This window comes from Klebsiella sp. NPDC088457 (genome assembly GCF_044900465.1).
Taxonomy (GTDB): domain Bacteria; phylum Pseudomonadota; class Gammaproteobacteria; order Enterobacterales; family Enterobacteriaceae; genus Klebsiella.
Genome location: NZ_JBJDNH010000008.1, coordinates 35,243 through 52,174, shown reverse-complemented (window position 1 = coordinate 52,174; position 16,932 = coordinate 35,243). Strand labels below are relative to the sequence as shown.

Sequence of the window (16,932 nt, the reverse complement as noted above, 5' to 3'; positions counted from 1 at the left end):
CGATGGAAGGCAAACTGCTTGAATATTACAACCGCGAACTGGCCTATCTGCGCGAAATGGGCGCCGAATTTGCTGAGCGCTACCCTAAAGTCGCCGGGCGACTGGGAATGCGCGGTATCGAGGTCGCGGATCCTTACGTTGAACGCATGATGGAGGGCTTCGCCTTCCTGACTTCGCGCGTACAGCTGAAAATGGATGCCGAGTTCCCGCGCTTTTCTCAGCGCCTGCTGGAGATGATCGCCCCGAACTATCTGGCGCCGACGCCATCCATGGCTATTGCTGAACTGCAGCCTGACGGCAATAAAGGCGATCTGAGCAAAGGCTTCGTGGTACCCCGCGGCACCATGATGGACAGCCAGACGCTGAAAAAAAATGGCGTTACCTGCAGCTATACCACCGCCCATGACGTGACGCTGCTGCCGCTGCGTATCGAAAAAGCCGAACTGGGCGGGCTCCCGGCGGATGTGCCGCTCGCCGCGCTTGGCATGAGCCAGCGTGGGGCGACCAGCGCGCTGCGCATTCGCGTCTCCTGCGACGGGGCGCAGAATCTTGGGCATCTTGATTTTGACCGTCTGGCGTTTTTCCTCAGCGGCCCGGACATTGAAGCTCTCAGTCTGCTCGAACTGGTGATGGCGCACCAGGTGGGCTGCCTGTGTCAGACAACGGGCAGCGAGCCGCGCCGCCTGACGCTTGGCGATGACGCCCTGCAGCAGGAAGGATTTGCTGCCGATCAGGCGCTGCTCCCGGAAGATCTGCGCAATTTTGATGGCTACCGCTTGCTGCATGAGTATTTTGCCTTCCCGGCGCGCTTTCGTTTTATCAGCGTGAATGGGCTGGGCGAGCTGATAGCCGGCTGCGGCAACGAAAAATCCTTTGATATTATTATCCTGCTGGATAAAACCGACGAACGGCTGGAGCAGGTGGTCGATGCCAGCCACTTTGCGCTACATTGCACCCCGGTGATTAACCTGTTTCCCAAAATCGCCGCCCGCCAGAAGCTGAGCGATAGCCAGCATGAATACCATCTGGTGGTCGATAACATTCGCCCGCTGGATTACGAAATCTATGCCGTCAGAAAAATCCACGCCAGCGCCGACGGCCAGCGCGACGACCGCGAGTTCCGGCCGTTCTGGAGCTCCTGGAGCGGTGACGGCGGAAATTACGGCGCTTATTTCTCCCAACGTCGTGAACAGCGGGTGCTATCGGAACACGCGCTGCGCTACGGTACCCGCACCGGCTATACCGGCTCGGAGATTTTTGTTTCGCTGGTGGATGAGCAGCATGCTCCCTGGCAGGAGGCGTTGCGCTATATTACCGCCGAAGTGCTGTGCACCAGTCGCGATCTGCCGCTGGTACTACAGCAGGAGCTAGGCCAGTTTGTGCTGCCGGACTCATTGCCGGTTAAGTCATTGAAAATGCGCAAAGGGCCAACGCCGCCGCGTCCGGCATTGGCTGAAGGGTTGAGTACGTGGCGGCTGATCAGTCAGCTGCAAATGAACTATTTAAGCCTGATGGATAGCGACAATGGCGAAGGCGCAGCCGCCCTGCGCCAGCTGCTGGGGTTGTATGCCAGCCTGGCGGAAACGGCGATTGCGCGGCAGGTTGAAGGCGTACGCAGCTGTGTGCTGGAGCCGGTACATCGGCGGGTGCCTGAGCCGGGGCCGATTGTTTTTGCCCGCGGCATTGGCATTACTTTAACCGTCGATGAACGCGCATTTTCCGGCTCCAGCCCGTGGTTGTTTGGCAGCGTGATGGAACGCGTTTTTGCGCGGCTGGTATCGCTGAACAGTTTTACCGAGTTTACGCTGTGCAGCCAGCAGCGTGGCGAGATAGGTTACTGGGCGCCGCGGATGGGCAAAAGGGCGCTGATATGAGTGACCCGCAGGCAAGCACCACCACCATCCATCGTCTGACGCCATTAGCCGAGAATTTCTGGCGTGGGGTGATGGCCGCGCCCTGGCAATATGATCTCTTTCAACTGCTGCGGCGGCTGGATGCCCAGGGAGGGGAACGTTACCCGTTAGGCCGCGCGCCGCTGCCAAAATTTGAGTCGTTGCGTATTGGCCAGACCCCGTCCATGGGCTTTGCGCCGGCGACGTTGGCTTCTGCCAGCAAGCGTGAAAACAGCGCGTTGCACGATATTTCAATTCTGAGTTTTGGCCTGTTTGGCCCTAACGGGCCGCTGCCGGTGCATTTGACCGAATATGCTCGCGAACGCATCCATCACCACCAGGATGACAGCCTGAGCGCCTTTGCAGATCTGTTCCATCATCGCCTGACGCTGCTGTTTTATCGTGCCTGGGCGGATGCACAGCCGACAGTTTCTCTCGACCGGAAAGATAACCCACGCTTTGAACGTTATCTGGCGGCGCTCATCGGTATGGGGCAACCTGGACAGATGGAAAAGGGCAAACTCAGCCCGCATGCGCGTTTTACCTATGCCGGGCATCTCACCCGCCACAGCCGCGACCCGGAAGGGCTGGAGAAAATTCTGCGCAGCTACTTTAAGGTGCCTGTGCGGATTATCTGCAATGTTCCGCAGTGGATGCCGTTGAGCCCGCGTGATCGGGCGCAACTGGGGGCTGGACGTCGGCTGCCGCGTCTTGGCGTGTCGGCATTTCTCGGCGTGGCGGTACGCGATGTCCAACATAAATTTCTCCTCGAAATCGGGCCGCTCAGCGCCGATGAATATGCCCGCTTCCTGCCGGGAGAAGCGCAAATTAACGCCTTACGCGACTGGGTTCGCCAGTATCTGGGCATTGAATACCAGTGGGATGTCCGGGTGCTGATTCGCGCCGCCGAGGTCTCCTCAGCGGTGCTCGGCGGCGGTGGCCGACTGGGTTACAGCACCTGGCTTGGCGTACAGCCAGCCCCCGCACCGCGAGGTGACTTAGTGTTTAGCGTGGAGATGTCGCAGACGTGACGCCTCCTTCTCTCTGACGCCCCTTTTTAATGTTATCAATGGAACCGAACATGTCAGAAATCAGCCGTGCCGTCCTTTTCGGCAAACTGGATACGCTGTTATTTACGTCGCTGGAAAGCGCCACCGCCTTTTGCAAACTTCGCGGAAACCCGTATGTCGAGCTGGTGCACTGGCTGCATCAGCTGATGCAGCAGCAGGATGGCGATCTGCAGCATATTGTGCGCCGCTTCGCGCTTGATGAGCAGGTGCTGACCCGGGATATCCTTAAGGCGCTGGATGCCTTGCCGCGCGGCGCCAGCTCGGTGTCCGACCTTTCCGAACACATCGACAGCGCCGTCGAACGTGCCTGGGTTTACGGCTCGCTGAAATATGGCGTCAACCGAATTCGCGGCGGTCATCTGATTATCGGACTGCTGAAGACCTGGAATCTGGCCAATGTCCTGCAAGGGATCTCGTCGCAGTTCAACCGGATCAATGTCGAAGCGTTGAGCGAGGACTTTGATACGCTGCTCTCTGCAAGCAAAGAGAGTCAGCAGGCGGGGCCGGAGACCGGCGATAACGAGGCGCTGCCGACGGCTCAGGGGACACTGGCCCGCTACGGACAGAATCTCACCGAACGGGCAAGGGAAGGCAAAATCGACCCGGTTGTCGGGCGTGACGAAGAGATTCGCCAGATGGTCGATATTCTGATGCGTCGCCGCCAGAACAACCCATTGCTGACCGGCGAAGCGGGGGTGGGGAAAACGGCTGTTGTCGAAGGGCTGGCGCTGCGCATCGCCGCAGGCGAGGTTCCGCAATCGTTGCACAATATCCAACTCTGGCTACTGGATATCGGCATGTTGCAAGCCGGGGCGGGGATGAAAGGTGAATTTGAAGCCCGTCTGCAGGCGCTGATTACTGAAGTGCAGTCCAGCCCGACGCCGATCGTGCTGTTTATTGATGAGATCCATACCTTAATCGGTGCGGGCGGTCAGCAGGGAACCGGCGATGCGGCGAATCTGCTGAAACCGGCTCTGGCTCGGGGGCAACTGCGGACCATCGGCGCAACCACCTGGGCGGAATACAAAAAGTATATTGAAAAGGATCCGGCGCTGACCCGCCGTTTCCAGACGGTACAGATCCACGAACCGGATGAAGAAAAAGCGCTGCTGATGCTGCGTAGTACCGTTTCACCTTTGGAGATGCACCATCGGGTTCTGCTGCTGGATGAGGCGGTAAGCGCGGCGGTTAAACTGTCACATCGCTATATTCCGGCGCGACAGCTGCCGGATAAAGCGGTAGCGCTGCTGGATACCGCCTGCGCCCGGGTCGCCGTCAGCCAGAGCGCCCCGCCGCCGCCGCTGGAGGATTGCCTGCAGCGTATCGCCGCGCTGGATGTGGAGATTGACATCGCCGAGCGGGAAACCCGGCTGGCGATTGGCGACAACCATCGCGTTGAACAGCTGCGGCTGACTCGTCAGCAGCAGGAGGCGGAGCGTGAAGCGTTGACCCTACGCTGGGAGCAGGAGCGGGCGCTGATCAATGAGGTGATCGCTCTTCGCGCCGGGCTGCACGAGGCTGAGCCTGAGGCGCAGCCCGCATTGCGTGCTGCCCTGGCGGAAAAACAGCAGGCGCTGCAAGCGCTGCAGGGCGATATGCCGCTGTTGTTCGCGGCGGTTGATGAAAACGTGGTGGCGGCCGTAGTCTCCGACTGGACCGGGATCCCGCTGGGGCGGATGGTGAAAAATGAGATAGACGCCGTACTGAGCCTGGCCGATACCCTTAATCAACGGGTGATTGGCCAGCGCCATGGCCTGGAGCTGATCGCCCGACGCGTTCGCACCTCGCGCGCTCGCCTTGATGACCCGAATAAACCGGTTGGGGTGTTTATGCTTTGCGGCCCTTCCGGCGTCGGGAAAACCGAAACCGCGCTGGCGCTAGCCGAGTCGCTATATGGCGGTGAACAGAATGTGATCACCATTAATATGAGCGAGTTCCAGGAAGCCCATACCGTTTCTACCCTTAAAGGTGCCCCCCCGGGCTACGTTGGCTACGGGGAAGGCGGGGTTCTGACCGAGGCTGTCCGCCGTCGTCCCTATAGCGTGGTGCTGCTTGACGAGATTGAGAAGGCCCATCCTGACGTGCATGAAATTTTCTTCCAGGTCTTCGATAAAGGCTGGATGGAAGACGGTGAAGGGCGGCATATCGACTTCCGCAATACCATTATTATCCTGACCTCAAACGTCGGGACCGAGCTGATTAGCGCCATGTGCGCTGACCCGGATCTGATGCCGGAACCGGATGCGTTAAGCGGCGCGCTGCGCCAGCCGCTGCTGCAGGTATTTCCTCCGGCGCTGTTAGGCCGCCTGCTGGTGGTCCCGTACTATCCGCTTAGCGACGACATGCTGGGCCAAATCGTCCGCCTGCAGCTGGCGCGCATTCAGCGCCGTCTGCAGGAGAACCACCGTATTACCGCCAGTATCGACGATAGCGTGGTCGCGCAGATCGTTGAGCGCTGTACCGAGGTGGAATCCGGCGGGCGGATGGTCGATGCCATTTTGACCAATACCTTATTGCCGCAGATCGGCCAGATGTTGTTAACCGCCAGCCGCAACAACGAGCGATTCCGACATCTGCGCGTGAGCTTTGAGCAGGGCGAGTTTCATTGTCAGTTTGCCGCGTAACGCAATCATTAAGTGAGTCTTTAACCATGACGGATCACGAAAACCACCGGACTGTCCTGAACGCGCTGCCGCTCGGGTATCGTTTTAACGAGTTTGAAATTAAGGAAGTGATTGGCGGCGGCGGCTTCGGCATTGTGTATCGCGCCTGGGATCATCAGCTGGAACGCACCATCGCGATCAAGGAGTTTATGCCATCGTCGCTGGCGGTGCGGAATGAGGATATGACCCTTGCGCTGCGCAGCGAGCGTTTCAGCAAAGCGTTTTCCGCCGGTCTGAACAGCTTTATTCAGGAGGCGCGCCTGCTGGCGCGTTTTAACCACCCGAACCTGGTACACGTGTTGCGCTTCTGGGTACAGAACGACACCGCCTACATGGGGACGCTATTTTACAGCGGCAGCACGCTCTCGCGCCTGCGGGAGACGCAGCCGGAGCTGATTAACGAAGCCTGGATCCGCCGGATGCTGCCGATGCTGTTCGGCGCCATCAAGACGATTCATGACGAAGGGTATCTGCACCGGGATATCTCCCCGGACAACATTCAGATTCAGGATAATGGTCTGCCGGTGTTGCTCGATTTTGGTTCCGCGCGCCGCACCATCGGCAACCTCGCTGATGAAACGGAAACCATGCTCCGCCCGGGCTATGCGCCTATTGAACAGTACACCGATGATAACGAAAGCGAACAGGGGGCATGGACCGATATCTATGCTGTCGGCGCGGTGCTGCATACGCTGATTGTCGGCTCACCGCCGCCGGTCAGCGTGGTACGTAGCATTCAGGATAGCTATCAGCCTCTGGCGGAACGCCAGCCGGCAGGCTATTCACAGGCGCTATTGCAGGCGGTGGACAAAGCGCTGGCGCTGCGCGTCGAAGAGCGCCCGCAGTCGATTGCGGCCTTTGCCGAGCTGATCGACATGTCGGTATCGAATGTTGACGATGTGCTGACGGTGAAGAAACCCGGCACGATGTTGGCGCTGGTGGAGGAAGAAGGGGAGCCCGTCGTCAATAGTTGGCGTCGTTATAAAGTCCCGGCGATGGTGGCTGCGGGGGTTGTCGTTGGCGTCATTGCCGGAGGGATGCTGTTCAGCGGTGGTCATGAGGCCCCGGCGGAACAGACCGCCAGCGCCCGGCAGGCACCGCAGCAAGCCCGGCCAGTGGCATCACCCCAGGCGAAGGCGGTAACAACGCCTGCTGCGCCTCCCGCCGCGAAAGACGCTGCGCCAGCGGCCGTGGAGGCGGCGCCGGTTGCTCAGATTTATGTCCGTATGCGCGAAGGCGAGAAGCTGAAGCTCAATGGCGAAGTGAAAAGAGCCCTCCCGGCAAGTAATGGTTTTGCCTCGCTCAGGCTGGCGCCAGGCCGCTATGAGATTGTCCTGCAGGGCAACGGGCAGACTCGTTCGCAAAGCCTGAACATTGCGAAGCCGGGGACCTGGCTGATTAATCCGTCTCGTTAATCTCTTGTGCCATGTCGTGCGCGCGTGGCCAGTTAATCTGGATGTTGCTTATGTTTAACCGAATTACCGTTCAGCTCCCGGTGGAGGGGCTGCTTTTCTGGAAACTCTCCGGCCGTGAGGCGATGTCCGGGTCGTTTGCCCTGACTCTGACGCTGCTCGGCACCGATGCGCGTATCGACCGCAGTACGCTGTTGGGCCAGGCGGTTACGGTGACCATTCCCACGCAAAATCTGCTCACCTCCCGCTACATCAATGGCAAGGTGACGCGCGTGGCGGTGAGCGCGACCGAGCTGTCCGGCACCCGTTACGCGGTCTATCAGCTGACGGTTGAGCCGGATCTGTGGCCGATGAAGCGCGACCGTAACCTGCGTATTTTCCAGGGACAGACGGTACCGCAGATAGTCAAAACGCTGCTCGGCGAATATCAGGTGAATATTGAAGACCGGCTGAGCGGCAGTTATCGGGTGTGGGACTACTGCGTGCAGTACCAGGAGAGCAGTTTCGACTTTATCAGCCGGCTGATGGAGCTGGAGGGGATTGCGTATCACTTCCGGCACGAGGCGGACAAGCACACCCTGGTGCTGACCGATGCGGCGGAGCAGTATCAGCCGTTCAGCGGCTACGAGGTGATCCCGTATCACCAGACGTCGTCGGGCGGGAGTACCGATGAAGAGGGGATTGGCCAGTGGGCGCTGGAAGACAGCGTGACGCCGGGGATCTACAGCCTCGATGACTACGACTTCCGCAAGCCCAACGCGTGGCTGTTCCAGGCCCAGCAGAACCCGGCCTCACCGTCGCCGGGGAGCATTGACGTGTACGACTGGCCGGGGCGCTTCGTCGAGCACAGCCACGGCGAGTTCTACGCCCGCATCCGCCAGGAGCGCTGGCAGGTGGAGCATCAGCAGATCCGGGCGACGGCGACGGCGATGGGGATCGCGCCGGGCGCAACCTTTACCCTGAGCAACGCGCCGTTTTTCAGCGACAACGGTGACTACCTGACCACGGTGGCGGAGTATACCTTTGAAGAAAACCGCTACGCCAGCGGCGACGGTGGGGCGACGGTACACCGCATCGACTTTACGGTGATCCCGGCATCGGTGGCCTATCGCCCGGCGCAGGCGACGGCGTGGCCGCGGACCTACGGCCCGCAGACGGCGAAGGTGGTGGGCCCGCAGGGCGAGAGCATCTGGACGGATAAATACGGGCGGATCAAGGTGAAGTTCCACTGGGATCGTCTGGCGAAAGGGGACGACACCAGTTCATGCTGGGTGCGCGTATCGAGCGCATGGGCGGGTCAGGGCTTTGGCGGGGTGCAGATCCCGCGGGTGGGCGATGAGGTGGTGATCGATTTCATCAACGGCGACCCGGACCGGCCGATCGTCACCGGGCGGGTGTATAACGAAGCGAGCATGCCGCCGTGGGCGCTGCCAGCCGCGGCGACGCAGATGGGGTTTCTCAGTCGTTCGAAGGATGGCTCTGTCGACAATGCCAACGCCCTGCGTTTTGAAGATAAAGCAGGCCATGAGCAGATCTGGATCCATGCCGAAAAAAATATGGATACGGACATCGAACATTCTGAGACCCACGACGTGGGGGTGGACCGCAAAAAAACGGTCGGACAAGATGAAAATATTACGATAAAGCGCAATCTAAAATCTGCTGTCGGTAATAATGAAACGCATAATATAGGTAATAAACACATTATAAATGTTGGTAAAGATCAAACGGCGTTAACCCTGGATAAAGAAGGTAATGCGCTGCTTGAATCCGTGACCAGTATTAAGCTTAAAGTGAAAGACAACTATATTCTGATTACGCCTGATGCAATTGAAATAAAAGTCGGGGAAGGCAACCTTACGGCTGAAGCAGTGACACAGGCCATATTCAAAGGTGACGAATTGACATCGCTGGGCGACGGTGTGAATACCGAGTTGAAGGCGAATAACACGGTGAGCATAGTGGGTAGCAATCTTACCGATATCAAAGGCGCGCTTGTGAAAGTTAACAGTTAATTTGCCTACAGAGAACGCGATTATGGGAAAACCTGCCGCCAGAGCGCGTATTGACACAAGTGCGCATACTGGCCCAATTCAAAGCGGAAGCCCGAATGTCATTATTGGCGGATTTCCGGCGGCACGGAAAGGCGACCCGCTTTCATGCTCTCAGCATGGGCAGGGGAGCATCGTCGGGGGTTCAGCGACGGTATTTGTTAATGGGTTACCTCTCGCCCGGCAAGGCGATAAAACGCTTTGTAATACCGCCGGTACTCCGGCAGCAGCGGCGGTCAAACCCGCGCCTCCGCAATACTGGGGAGGAACGCTGGCGAAACAGGCGGGTGAAGATGGCGCCATGCATGGCGATGTTTTTGATGCCCGGGTTCTTGGCGCTTACGCGAGTCTGGAAGATAAAACCGGATTAGGGAAACCGGACACGGCGACTGCGGGCTTTGCCCTGGCAGACATCACCGTCGGGAATATGAAAAGCCAGTCTCTGGCGCGCGGCGAACTGCACACCAAATTGGCTGTCGCCAATGCCAGTGGCACGCTGGTGGTCGATCAGGCCGATTATGCCGGATTAAACGCCAGCGCCTCCGCGACAGGGATGCAATATGGTGCGACGGGCGGTCTTGGAAAAGAAGGTACCCTGTATGGGGGCGTCGGCGGCGATTTTACCGTCGGCACCGCCGAAGCAAAGGCCGTCAGTGAGCTATACAACGGGAATAAAGGGCGCTATGGCTTTAATGCTGAATTAGGGGCAGAAGCCGCCGGAGTTAAAGGAGAGGGCACGGGCAAAGTCGATCTTCTCGGCGTGATTGTTGCCGATGGCAAAATCGGGGGCAGTGTCGGCAGCGCCGGCGCCTCTGCGGGGGTGGCGGCGTATATCGATGAAACGGACTATTCCCTTAACCTGCGGGCTGCAGGCGAGGTCGCGCTAGCGCTTGGGCTCAAAGCGGATGCGAATATCAAAGTGGCGCTCAAACCTATCATTGACTGGATTTATGATGACGATGATAAAAACAACCCGCCCCCCACCGTTGGGGACGACGATGGTGTGATTAAGACGGGGTGTGTTACAGTCCTGGTAGGAGATTAAAATGTGTAAATGGGGAACGTGGTAATGAATTGGTTTTTCTTTATTCTCTTTTTGATTCTGACGTTGGCGCTGATATGGAATGGGAAAGATCAGTTCAGCAAAAAACAGTGGTTCAGGACGGGCTTAATGCTGCTCCTGGTGCTGGTTGCGACGGTGGTCATCAGTTTTATTTTTAAATATCTGGCGCAGTCCTTTTCATTATTTTCTGTGGCAACGGCGAAACAGTATTCGATCATCTTTTCAATGTCATTGCTGTGTCTCTGGGGATTAAAAGTCGTCGTGGTTCTGCTTTGTACTATTTTTGCCGGGATTATGGGCGGCCATAAAACGCACAATGCGCAAAATTATGAAAAGTTATCCTCGGTATCACGTGTTGTCGCCCCGAGCTTACTTATCGTTGCAAAAGGCTTAGTCTCTTTGGGCAGCGTGCTGATATTTTCAGGTTTATGGCTTAAATAAGTACTATGGTTGAGGGTGTACGATGGATACTGAAAAAAAATATCTTTTCCCTCTCGAATTGCAGGATCAGGCGCAAGCGGTTCGGGATGGCTTTTGGAAATGTCTCTACACCTCTGCAGAAAAAGAGATGTTGCATTACTGGATCCTGCTTCCGCAGAGCGTTAAGCCCGTTGAGCTGCGGCCCGTTGTTTTTCAGGACGTCGGGCTAACCAACATCGGGCGCTACATCACCGAGGATACCTCGCCCTACGTTGAAGTCTGGGCGGCTTATGAGCATTGCCGCTGGGAAATGAATGCATCAGACTGGCTGATAAATAAGCTCGATTTGATGGGCGAGAAGATTCTGCACCAGCGGATCATCACGCACCCCTCCGGCAGCGGAAAATTTGCTGATATTCTGACCAGTAAAACGATGACCTCAGGTGATGAAGTTGTTTCACGTTATAGCGTGCAAAAAGATTACAACCCCATAAATGGCGGCGGTAATTACTTTTTAATTAAAACGTCCTGTGCCGCCCGGGATTACAACGCGCTTGCCAATCAAATCTTGCTGATTGCGATCAACTGGGACCTGATGCATCGCAGCAATATGATGCTTGCGGAACTGTTAAAAACCGTCAGCCTGAGTAAAAAAAATGATAGTGGGTTTAAAATTCCTGATTCATGGCAGGTGAGCACGCTGGCTGATAATCGTCTGGTGATAGAACACACGTTTAACGAGATTAATCATGGAGTGATTAATCTCTGTATCTACCGGCAGGATGATTATCACAGCGAAGGCGATATTTTCAAGGTCGCCACTGCACGCTTTAATCAGCACGATCGCGCAGTCTCACTGTCTGCAACGGATATTGTTAGCGTCCCTAACGAGATCAATACCGCCTTTACGGGCGATATCTATACCTGTTCAGGAGAAGTGGTAAGCGCTGCTGAGAATGTCCGGGCGGCTTATCAAATGTGCATTTTTAAAATTAATGATTTGTGGTGTTACGTTGAGGTTGTCGGCCCTCATCGCAATCATCAAAACTACTATTTTGAAGCCAATATACGCTGCCAGGAAATCATTCTGTCAACGTTTCGTATTGAAAAAAGCTAAGTGTTTCTACCGTAGATAGCGGCGATCAAAAAAGCCAGCCAATCACTGGCTGGCAAATACTCGGATAGAACTATATTTTATGGTTGGTGCTAAGTCTGTGCTGAACACCTGTCCGGAAACGGCGCTGCGCGCCACGCCATACCCGGACAGCTGGTCAGCACGTGTGACGTGGCGAGGTCAGCGGGGGGAGAGCCACTTCCTGCAGCTGTAAATAAAGGCGCTGGAACGCTGCGTTAAGGCCGCAATTTCCCGGGGCGTCATGCCATTGCGCAGATATTCAACGATGGCCTGCCGGTCGGCGGCAATATTATGCCGACAGTTATATTTTGCGCTTTCCTGCTCCAGCCGCCGCTGTTTCAGCAGCGCCGCAATCTCAGACTGCTTGTGTCTGGACTGGGCCTGGACTTCCTCGTCGCCGAGTTTTTCTATCTCAGCCCATAGCGCGAAGGCGCGGCGTAATAAACCCTTTCCCTGCAGGCTATCGGCCTGAAGCCGTCTCTTCTGTGTGGTATTCATAATGGCGCCCGGCGTTTTGGGTTATGATGTATTTGTCATACAAATATGGCGGAAATGGATTAATAAGTGAAATGAATAATTTTTATTAAGAACATGACTAACTGGAATGATTTCTTATCTTATTGATTTAAATGAAATTATTTGGCTATGTTCAGGAGGGAGAAAGACGCGATGCCTGAAACGTCAGCGTTGATTTGCAGGCATCGGCGTAGCAGAAAGGTTATAAATCAATCACTAAGCTGGCGGAGCGGCTGCGGGAGCAGCACAGCGCGATATGCTGCGCGCCGGCGCACTTTTCTGCCTCTGACTGCACCGTATCGCGGTGGTCCACCTCTCCGGCGATCACCGGCGTCAGACAGGCGCCGCAAATCCCCATTTCACAGGAGAGCGGAACGGCAACGCCGTTTTCCTGCAGCACCTGGGCGATGGTCTTGTGGCCCGGAACCGGCCAGCTTTCCCCGGAGGAGGAGAGGGTCACGGTAAAGATCCCATCCTCTCCTGCGCCGGCGCTGGGCGGCAGCGGTTGAAAGGCCTCGCTGTGTACCTGCGCCTCGTCCCAGCCTTTTTCCGCGGCCGCCTGACGCACGGCGGCCATAAATCCCGGCGGCCCGCAGAGGTACAGACGCTGGTCGGCCTGCGCCTCGTTCAGCATCGCCGCCAGATTGACCCGCGGGCTGTGCCCTTCGCTGGAGCAATGAATCATCACACTCCCTTCCGGCAACGTCCTCGTCATTTCAGCAATAAAGGCGCCATTTTCCCGGCGTTTAACATAGTAGTGCAGCGTAAACGCTATCCCTTCGTTTGCCAGCTGTAGCGCCATCGCATACAGCGGAGTGATGCCGATCCCGGCGGCCAGCAGGGTCACGTGGCGTGCGCGCTGCAGCGCAAACAGATTGCGCGGCGGCGAGATCGCCAGCGTCTGGCCGGGGCGCAGCGTCTCATGGATATAGCGCGACCCGCCGCGGGAATCGCTCTCCCGCGCCACGCAGATCAGATAACCCTCCGTCGCGGTGTGCGAGCCGGTTAACGAGTACTGGCGGATAATCCCGCAGGGCAGGTGGACGTCGATATGCGCTCCCGGCTGCCAGTCGGGGAGCGGTGCGCCATTTGTTCCTGTCAGCCTGATGGCGAGGCAGTTATCCCCCTGGCGCCACATGCCGTCGACCATCACCTTCAGAACGTCACTCATGACTCTTCTCCCTCTTTACACCAGGAAAAACTCACCGAAGCCCATCTTCTTCAGGCCGCGCCGATAGGCAATGGAGCTGCGGTCGGCGGGGATATGCGCTTCGAGCGTCAGATCCAGCGGCAGCCTCTCCGGACGCTGGGTCTCCACCATCAGCCGATCCTCTTCAAATACCCGCAGGTTGAAGGCATAAACCTCCTCCTCCGGCACGTGCAGGTCGAAATTGCGCGCGATGGGGGCAAACATCCGCGTCACCCGTGACGAAACCGGCGAAGCGGCGTTCATGATCACCAGCCTGGCTTCACCGGGAAAGTGGATGGTCAGGGTGGCGGTAAAGGGCAGGTGCATTTCGAAGTGACGTAGCCACTGAAACCCTTCCGGCGCGCGGAACCCGGCGCTGGCCGGATAGTTGCCGACCGAGCTCCAGTAGTCGGCGACAAAACCGAACGGCGTCTCCTGCGGATTGTAGGTCGGCACCACCTGGTTATCCGGATCGGCGAAGGTCTCGGTATGGATCCAGGCGAAGTGGGCGACGTCAAGAAATCCCTCAACCTGGCGTCCGGCGAAGCCGTTCACTTCAAACGCCGGGCAGGTGAGCTGCTGAAAACCGTCATCGTGCCAGTGGGGCATCGTCGGCAGCGGCTGCGGATTTTCCGGGTCGAAGGCCAGGCAGGTCCAGATCAGCCCGTAGCGTTCCTCTACCGCGTAGCTGGTCAGGTGCAGCTTCGCCGGCACCGGCTGGTCCGGGCTGGAGGGGATGCGGTTGCAACGGCCATCTTCACCGAAGCGCAGGCCGTGATAGGGGCAGACGATCCCTTCTTCATCATGAAAGCCCAGCGTCAGCGGCACGCCGCGGTGCGGGCAGACATCGCGGGCGACCACCACCTGTCCCTTGATGCGATAAATCACCAGCTGTTCATCCAGCAGCGTAGCCTTCACCGGCGCGGGGCCGATATCACAGGCGCGGGCGACCGGGTGCCAGCATTTCGCCAGGCGTAGCCAGTCCTCCGGCTCGAAGGTGCAATGGGCGGGTGGGGTGGGCTGTGGTCTGTTCATGGTCTTCCTTCCTGCTCACATAAATTGATTTGTTTAATTGTTGTGAGTTTATTGTTGTCATATTAGGGTGTTGACATCCATCAGCATTAATTCACTAACCCGTTGCAAAAAAGAGTACAGGTGAGGTATGAGTCCATTTTCGCGTTTTGCGCTCTATTTTTCTGAAGTCGCCCGCAGCGGCAGCCTGCGCCGGGCGGCGGAAAAACTGCATATCTCGGCGTCGGCGATTAACCGCCAGATCCTGCAGGCCGAAGAGGCCTTCGGCACGCCGCTGTTTGAACGGCTGCCGGAAGGGCTGCGCATGACCACCGCCGGGGAACTGCTGTATGACAATCTGCTGCGCTGGCAAAAAGAGTTTCGTCTGACCCGGCAGAAGTTTGATGAACTGCAGGGGCTAAAGCGCGGGACGGTCAGCGTCGGGATGGTGCAGGCGCTGGCGGAGGGCAGCTTTGCCGCGGCGCTGGCCGAAATCATCGGCGTCTGGGACTGGCTGGAGCTGGTTTTACAGGTGGCGGACAGCCATACGGTCAGCGAAAAAGTGCGCCAGGCCGATCTCGATTTTGGCCTGATTCTTGACCCGGAAGGCCAGGCGGGGCTGAGCGTGCTGGCGTTTGTTGAGCTGGAGATGGGGGTGGTGCTGCGCCCGGATCATCCCCTTGCCGGCTCGACGGTGCTGTCACTGGGGGAGCTCAGCGAGCAGCGCCACATCCTCCCCGGCGCGCCGCTGATTGTTCATGACCGGGTGGGGATGCTGTATCGCCACTATGATTTTTCCCCGACCAACGCCATCAGCTGCAACGATATCCGGTTGATTAAATCGCTGGTGCTCAAAGGCAGCGGCGTGACGGTGCTGAGCCTGCTGGATGTGCTGGACGAGGTAAAAAGCGGGCAGCTGGCCTTTATTCCGCTGCGCAATAAGCTGCTGCGGCCGCTGACGCTGGCGCTGTGCACGGCGCCATCGCGCCAGCTCTCTCGTCCGGCGCAAATGGCGATTCAGAAACTGACGGCGGTGATGGAGGAGATGCTGGCCGTCCGCGAGCTTCAGCCTAACGGGCCGCCCTGAATCGTCTCGCACAGGCCGTTGATAATGCGCTCGCCGGTCTCCTCTTTCAGCTCCTGATACCAGGCCTGAGTCAGCGCCATATCTTTGCCGTGGGTGATATCGCAGCGCTTGCGCGCCTTGAGGATCAGGTCGCGAACCCGCTCGCAGCGCAGCGCCTCATACTGGCGCAGCGCGGAGACGATATCCTTGTTGTCGCGGAAAATCGCCCCCAGTACCACCGCATCCTCCATCGCCGCGCAGCCGCCCTGGCCGATATCCGGCGTGGTGCTGTGTCCGGCGTCGCCGAGCAGCGCCACCTTGCCGTGCACCAGCTTGTCGAACGGTTCAATATCGTGAATTTCAATACGGTTGGTGGTCTCCGGATTGAGGGCGGCGATCAGTTTTTGTACCGGCGGCGCCCAGCCGCTGAAGTAGCGGGTCAGATCCGCGCGCAGGGTACTGCGATCCTCGGCCAACCCGGCGGGCAGCGGAACATCAAAGAAGAAATAGAAGCGACCGTTGGCCACCGGCATCAGCGACACGCGTTTGCCCTCGCCGACAAAGGTTGTCCACTGATCGGCAGGGGCGATGCTTTCATCGATCTCCACCAGACCGTTCCAGTTGACGTAGCCGGCGTAGCGGCGCTCGGGCGTATATCCGAGGACATAAGGCCGCAGGGCCGAGTGGCTGCCGTCGGCGGCAATCAGAAAATCGCCGTGGGCCGTCGTGCCGTCGGTAAACCACACGGTCACGCCATCGGCGCTTTCTTCCGCGCGGGTCACCCGTTTGCCGAACTGCACGGCGTCACGTCCCCAGAAATCGAGCATTTCCCCCTGCAGTTCGCTGCGTGAAACCGGGCAGGGACGGCCCCGGGTCCGTTCAACCAGCGGCGCCAGGCTAAAGCGGGTCAGGATCTCACCGCGCTGATACTCCTGATAGGCCAGATAATGCATTGGGCCGCCGTAGGTTTCGATAATCTCGCCCATGCCCAGACTGTGCATACATTTCACGCCGTTGGGCCAGATGGAAATCGCCGCGCCGACCGGTTTGATCTCTTTCACCGCTTCAAACACTTCGCAGGTTATTCCCGCGTTCTTCAGCGCTACCGCTGCACTCAGACCGCCAATACCGGCGCCGATCACTAATGCTTTCATTCTCTTCCCCTTATGTTGCGTCGTTATGGGGTTGAGCAATTTGCGTACCAGATCGGCCGGGGCGCGAAAATCGGGGGGGGGTGGCCGAAATCGCGCAGGGGTTGCATCGTAATGGTGCATTATCAGGTCATTGTTGCCTTTTTATGAATCAAAAATTTCCATATTTAATTTTAAGAACCTAACGTTTCAGTGGCGTCAGAAAGACGTTGCAGGAGATAGCAAAAGAGCGTCGTTTTTAGTTCATTGATAAATAATGATTAATTTTGCCTTTAACAACAATTTTCCCGCGA

Annotated in this window: 13 protein-coding genes; 9 read left to right on the top strand and 4 right to left on the bottom strand. The window is 57.8% G+C overall.

The features are described 5' to 3' along the window. Positions 1-2 precede the first annotated feature (2 nt). From tssF to ACI2JR_RS07040, 8 genes are read left to right on the top strand one after another with little or no spacing between them, the layout of a single operon-like run. Entirely contained in the window at positions 3-1,874 is a 1,872-nt protein-coding gene (gene tssF, locus ACI2JR_RS07075; protein ID WP_132727271.1) for a type VI secretion system baseplate subunit TssF, read from the top strand. Further along, positions 1,871-2,923: a type VI secretion system baseplate subunit TssG gene (gene tssG / locus ACI2JR_RS07070; protein WP_462478213.1), complete on the top strand. Its 1,053-nt coding sequence runs from the start codon at positions 1,871-1,873 to the stop codon at positions 2,921-2,923. Before tssF ends, tssG begins: the two co-directional genes overlap by 4 nt. A 50-nt stretch (positions 2,924-2,973) precedes the next feature. Continuing rightward, positions 2,974-5,586, top strand: coding sequence for a type VI secretion system ATPase TssH (gene tssH, locus ACI2JR_RS07065; RefSeq protein WP_462478212.1), 2,613 nt, complete (start codon positions 2,974-2,976; stop codon positions 5,584-5,586). 26 nt (positions 5,587-5,612) lie between these two features. Further along, positions 5,613-7,040 (top strand): serine/threonine protein kinase, encoded by a 1,428-nt coding sequence (locus ACI2JR_RS07060; RefSeq protein ID WP_462478211.1) that lies wholly within the window; start codon positions 5,613-5,615, stop codon positions 7,038-7,040. A gap of 50 nt (positions 7,041-7,090) precedes the next feature. Beyond that, positions 7,091-9,052 (top strand): type VI secretion system Vgr family protein, encoded by a 1,962-nt coding sequence (locus ACI2JR_RS07055; protein WP_462478210.1) that lies wholly within the window; start codon positions 7,091-7,093, stop codon positions 9,050-9,052. Between the two features lie 22 nt (positions 9,053-9,074). Continuing rightward, positions 9,075-10,133: a PAAR domain-containing protein gene (locus ACI2JR_RS07050; RefSeq protein ID WP_462478209.1), complete on the top strand. Its 1,059-nt coding sequence runs from the start codon at positions 9,075-9,077 to the stop codon at positions 10,131-10,133. Between the two features lie 24 nt (positions 10,134-10,157). Next, on the top strand, positions 10,158-10,592 hold the full coding sequence (locus ACI2JR_RS07045; protein ID WP_462478208.1) for a hypothetical protein: 435 nt from the start codon (positions 10,158-10,160) through the stop codon (positions 10,590-10,592). Positions 10,593-10,614: 22 nt separating this feature from the next. Then, on the top strand, positions 10,615-11,688 hold the full coding sequence (locus tag ACI2JR_RS07040) for a hypothetical protein (protein ID WP_462478207.1): 1,074 nt from the start codon (positions 10,615-10,617) through the stop codon (positions 11,686-11,688). Positions 11,689-11,865: 177 nt separating this feature from the next. Here ACI2JR_RS07040 and ACI2JR_RS07035 read toward each other — a convergent pair whose 3' ends face one another. The 3 genes from ACI2JR_RS07035 to hpxD form a co-directional block, all read right to left on the bottom strand. Further along, positions 11,866-12,204 carry a hypothetical protein gene (locus tag ACI2JR_RS07035; protein WP_462478206.1) on the bottom strand — a complete coding sequence of 113 codons (339 nt, stop codon included), beginning with the start codon at positions 12,202-12,204 and terminating at the stop codon, positions 11,866-11,868. Positions 12,205-12,424: 220 nt separating this feature from the next. Continuing rightward, entirely contained in the window at positions 12,425-13,393 is a 969-nt protein-coding gene (locus tag ACI2JR_RS07030) for a PDR/VanB family oxidoreductase (protein WP_132727244.1), read from the bottom strand. Between the two features lie 15 nt (positions 13,394-13,408). Further along, on the bottom strand, positions 13,409-14,446 hold the full coding sequence (gene hpxD / locus ACI2JR_RS07025) for a molybdenum cofactor-independent xanthine hydroxylase subunit HpxD (protein WP_132727241.1): 1,038 nt from the start codon (positions 14,444-14,446) through the stop codon (positions 13,409-13,411). A 127-nt stretch (positions 14,447-14,573) separates the two neighbouring features. Here hpxD and hpxR point away from each other — a divergent pair, with 127 nt between their 5' ends. Further along, entirely contained in the window at positions 14,574-15,509 is a 936-nt protein-coding gene (hpxR, locus tag ACI2JR_RS07020; RefSeq protein ID WP_132727238.1) for a LysR family hpxDE operon transcriptional regulator HpxR, read from the top strand. Here the strand turns inward: hpxR and hpxO are convergent. Continuing rightward, complete coding sequence (gene hpxO, locus ACI2JR_RS07015) at positions 15,488-16,642, bottom strand: FAD-dependent urate hydroxylase HpxO (RefSeq protein ID WP_132727235.1); 1,155 nt, start codon at positions 16,640-16,642, stop codon at positions 15,488-15,490. The genes hpxR and hpxO overlap by 22 nt on opposite strands. Positions 16,643-16,932 lie beyond the last annotated feature (290 nt).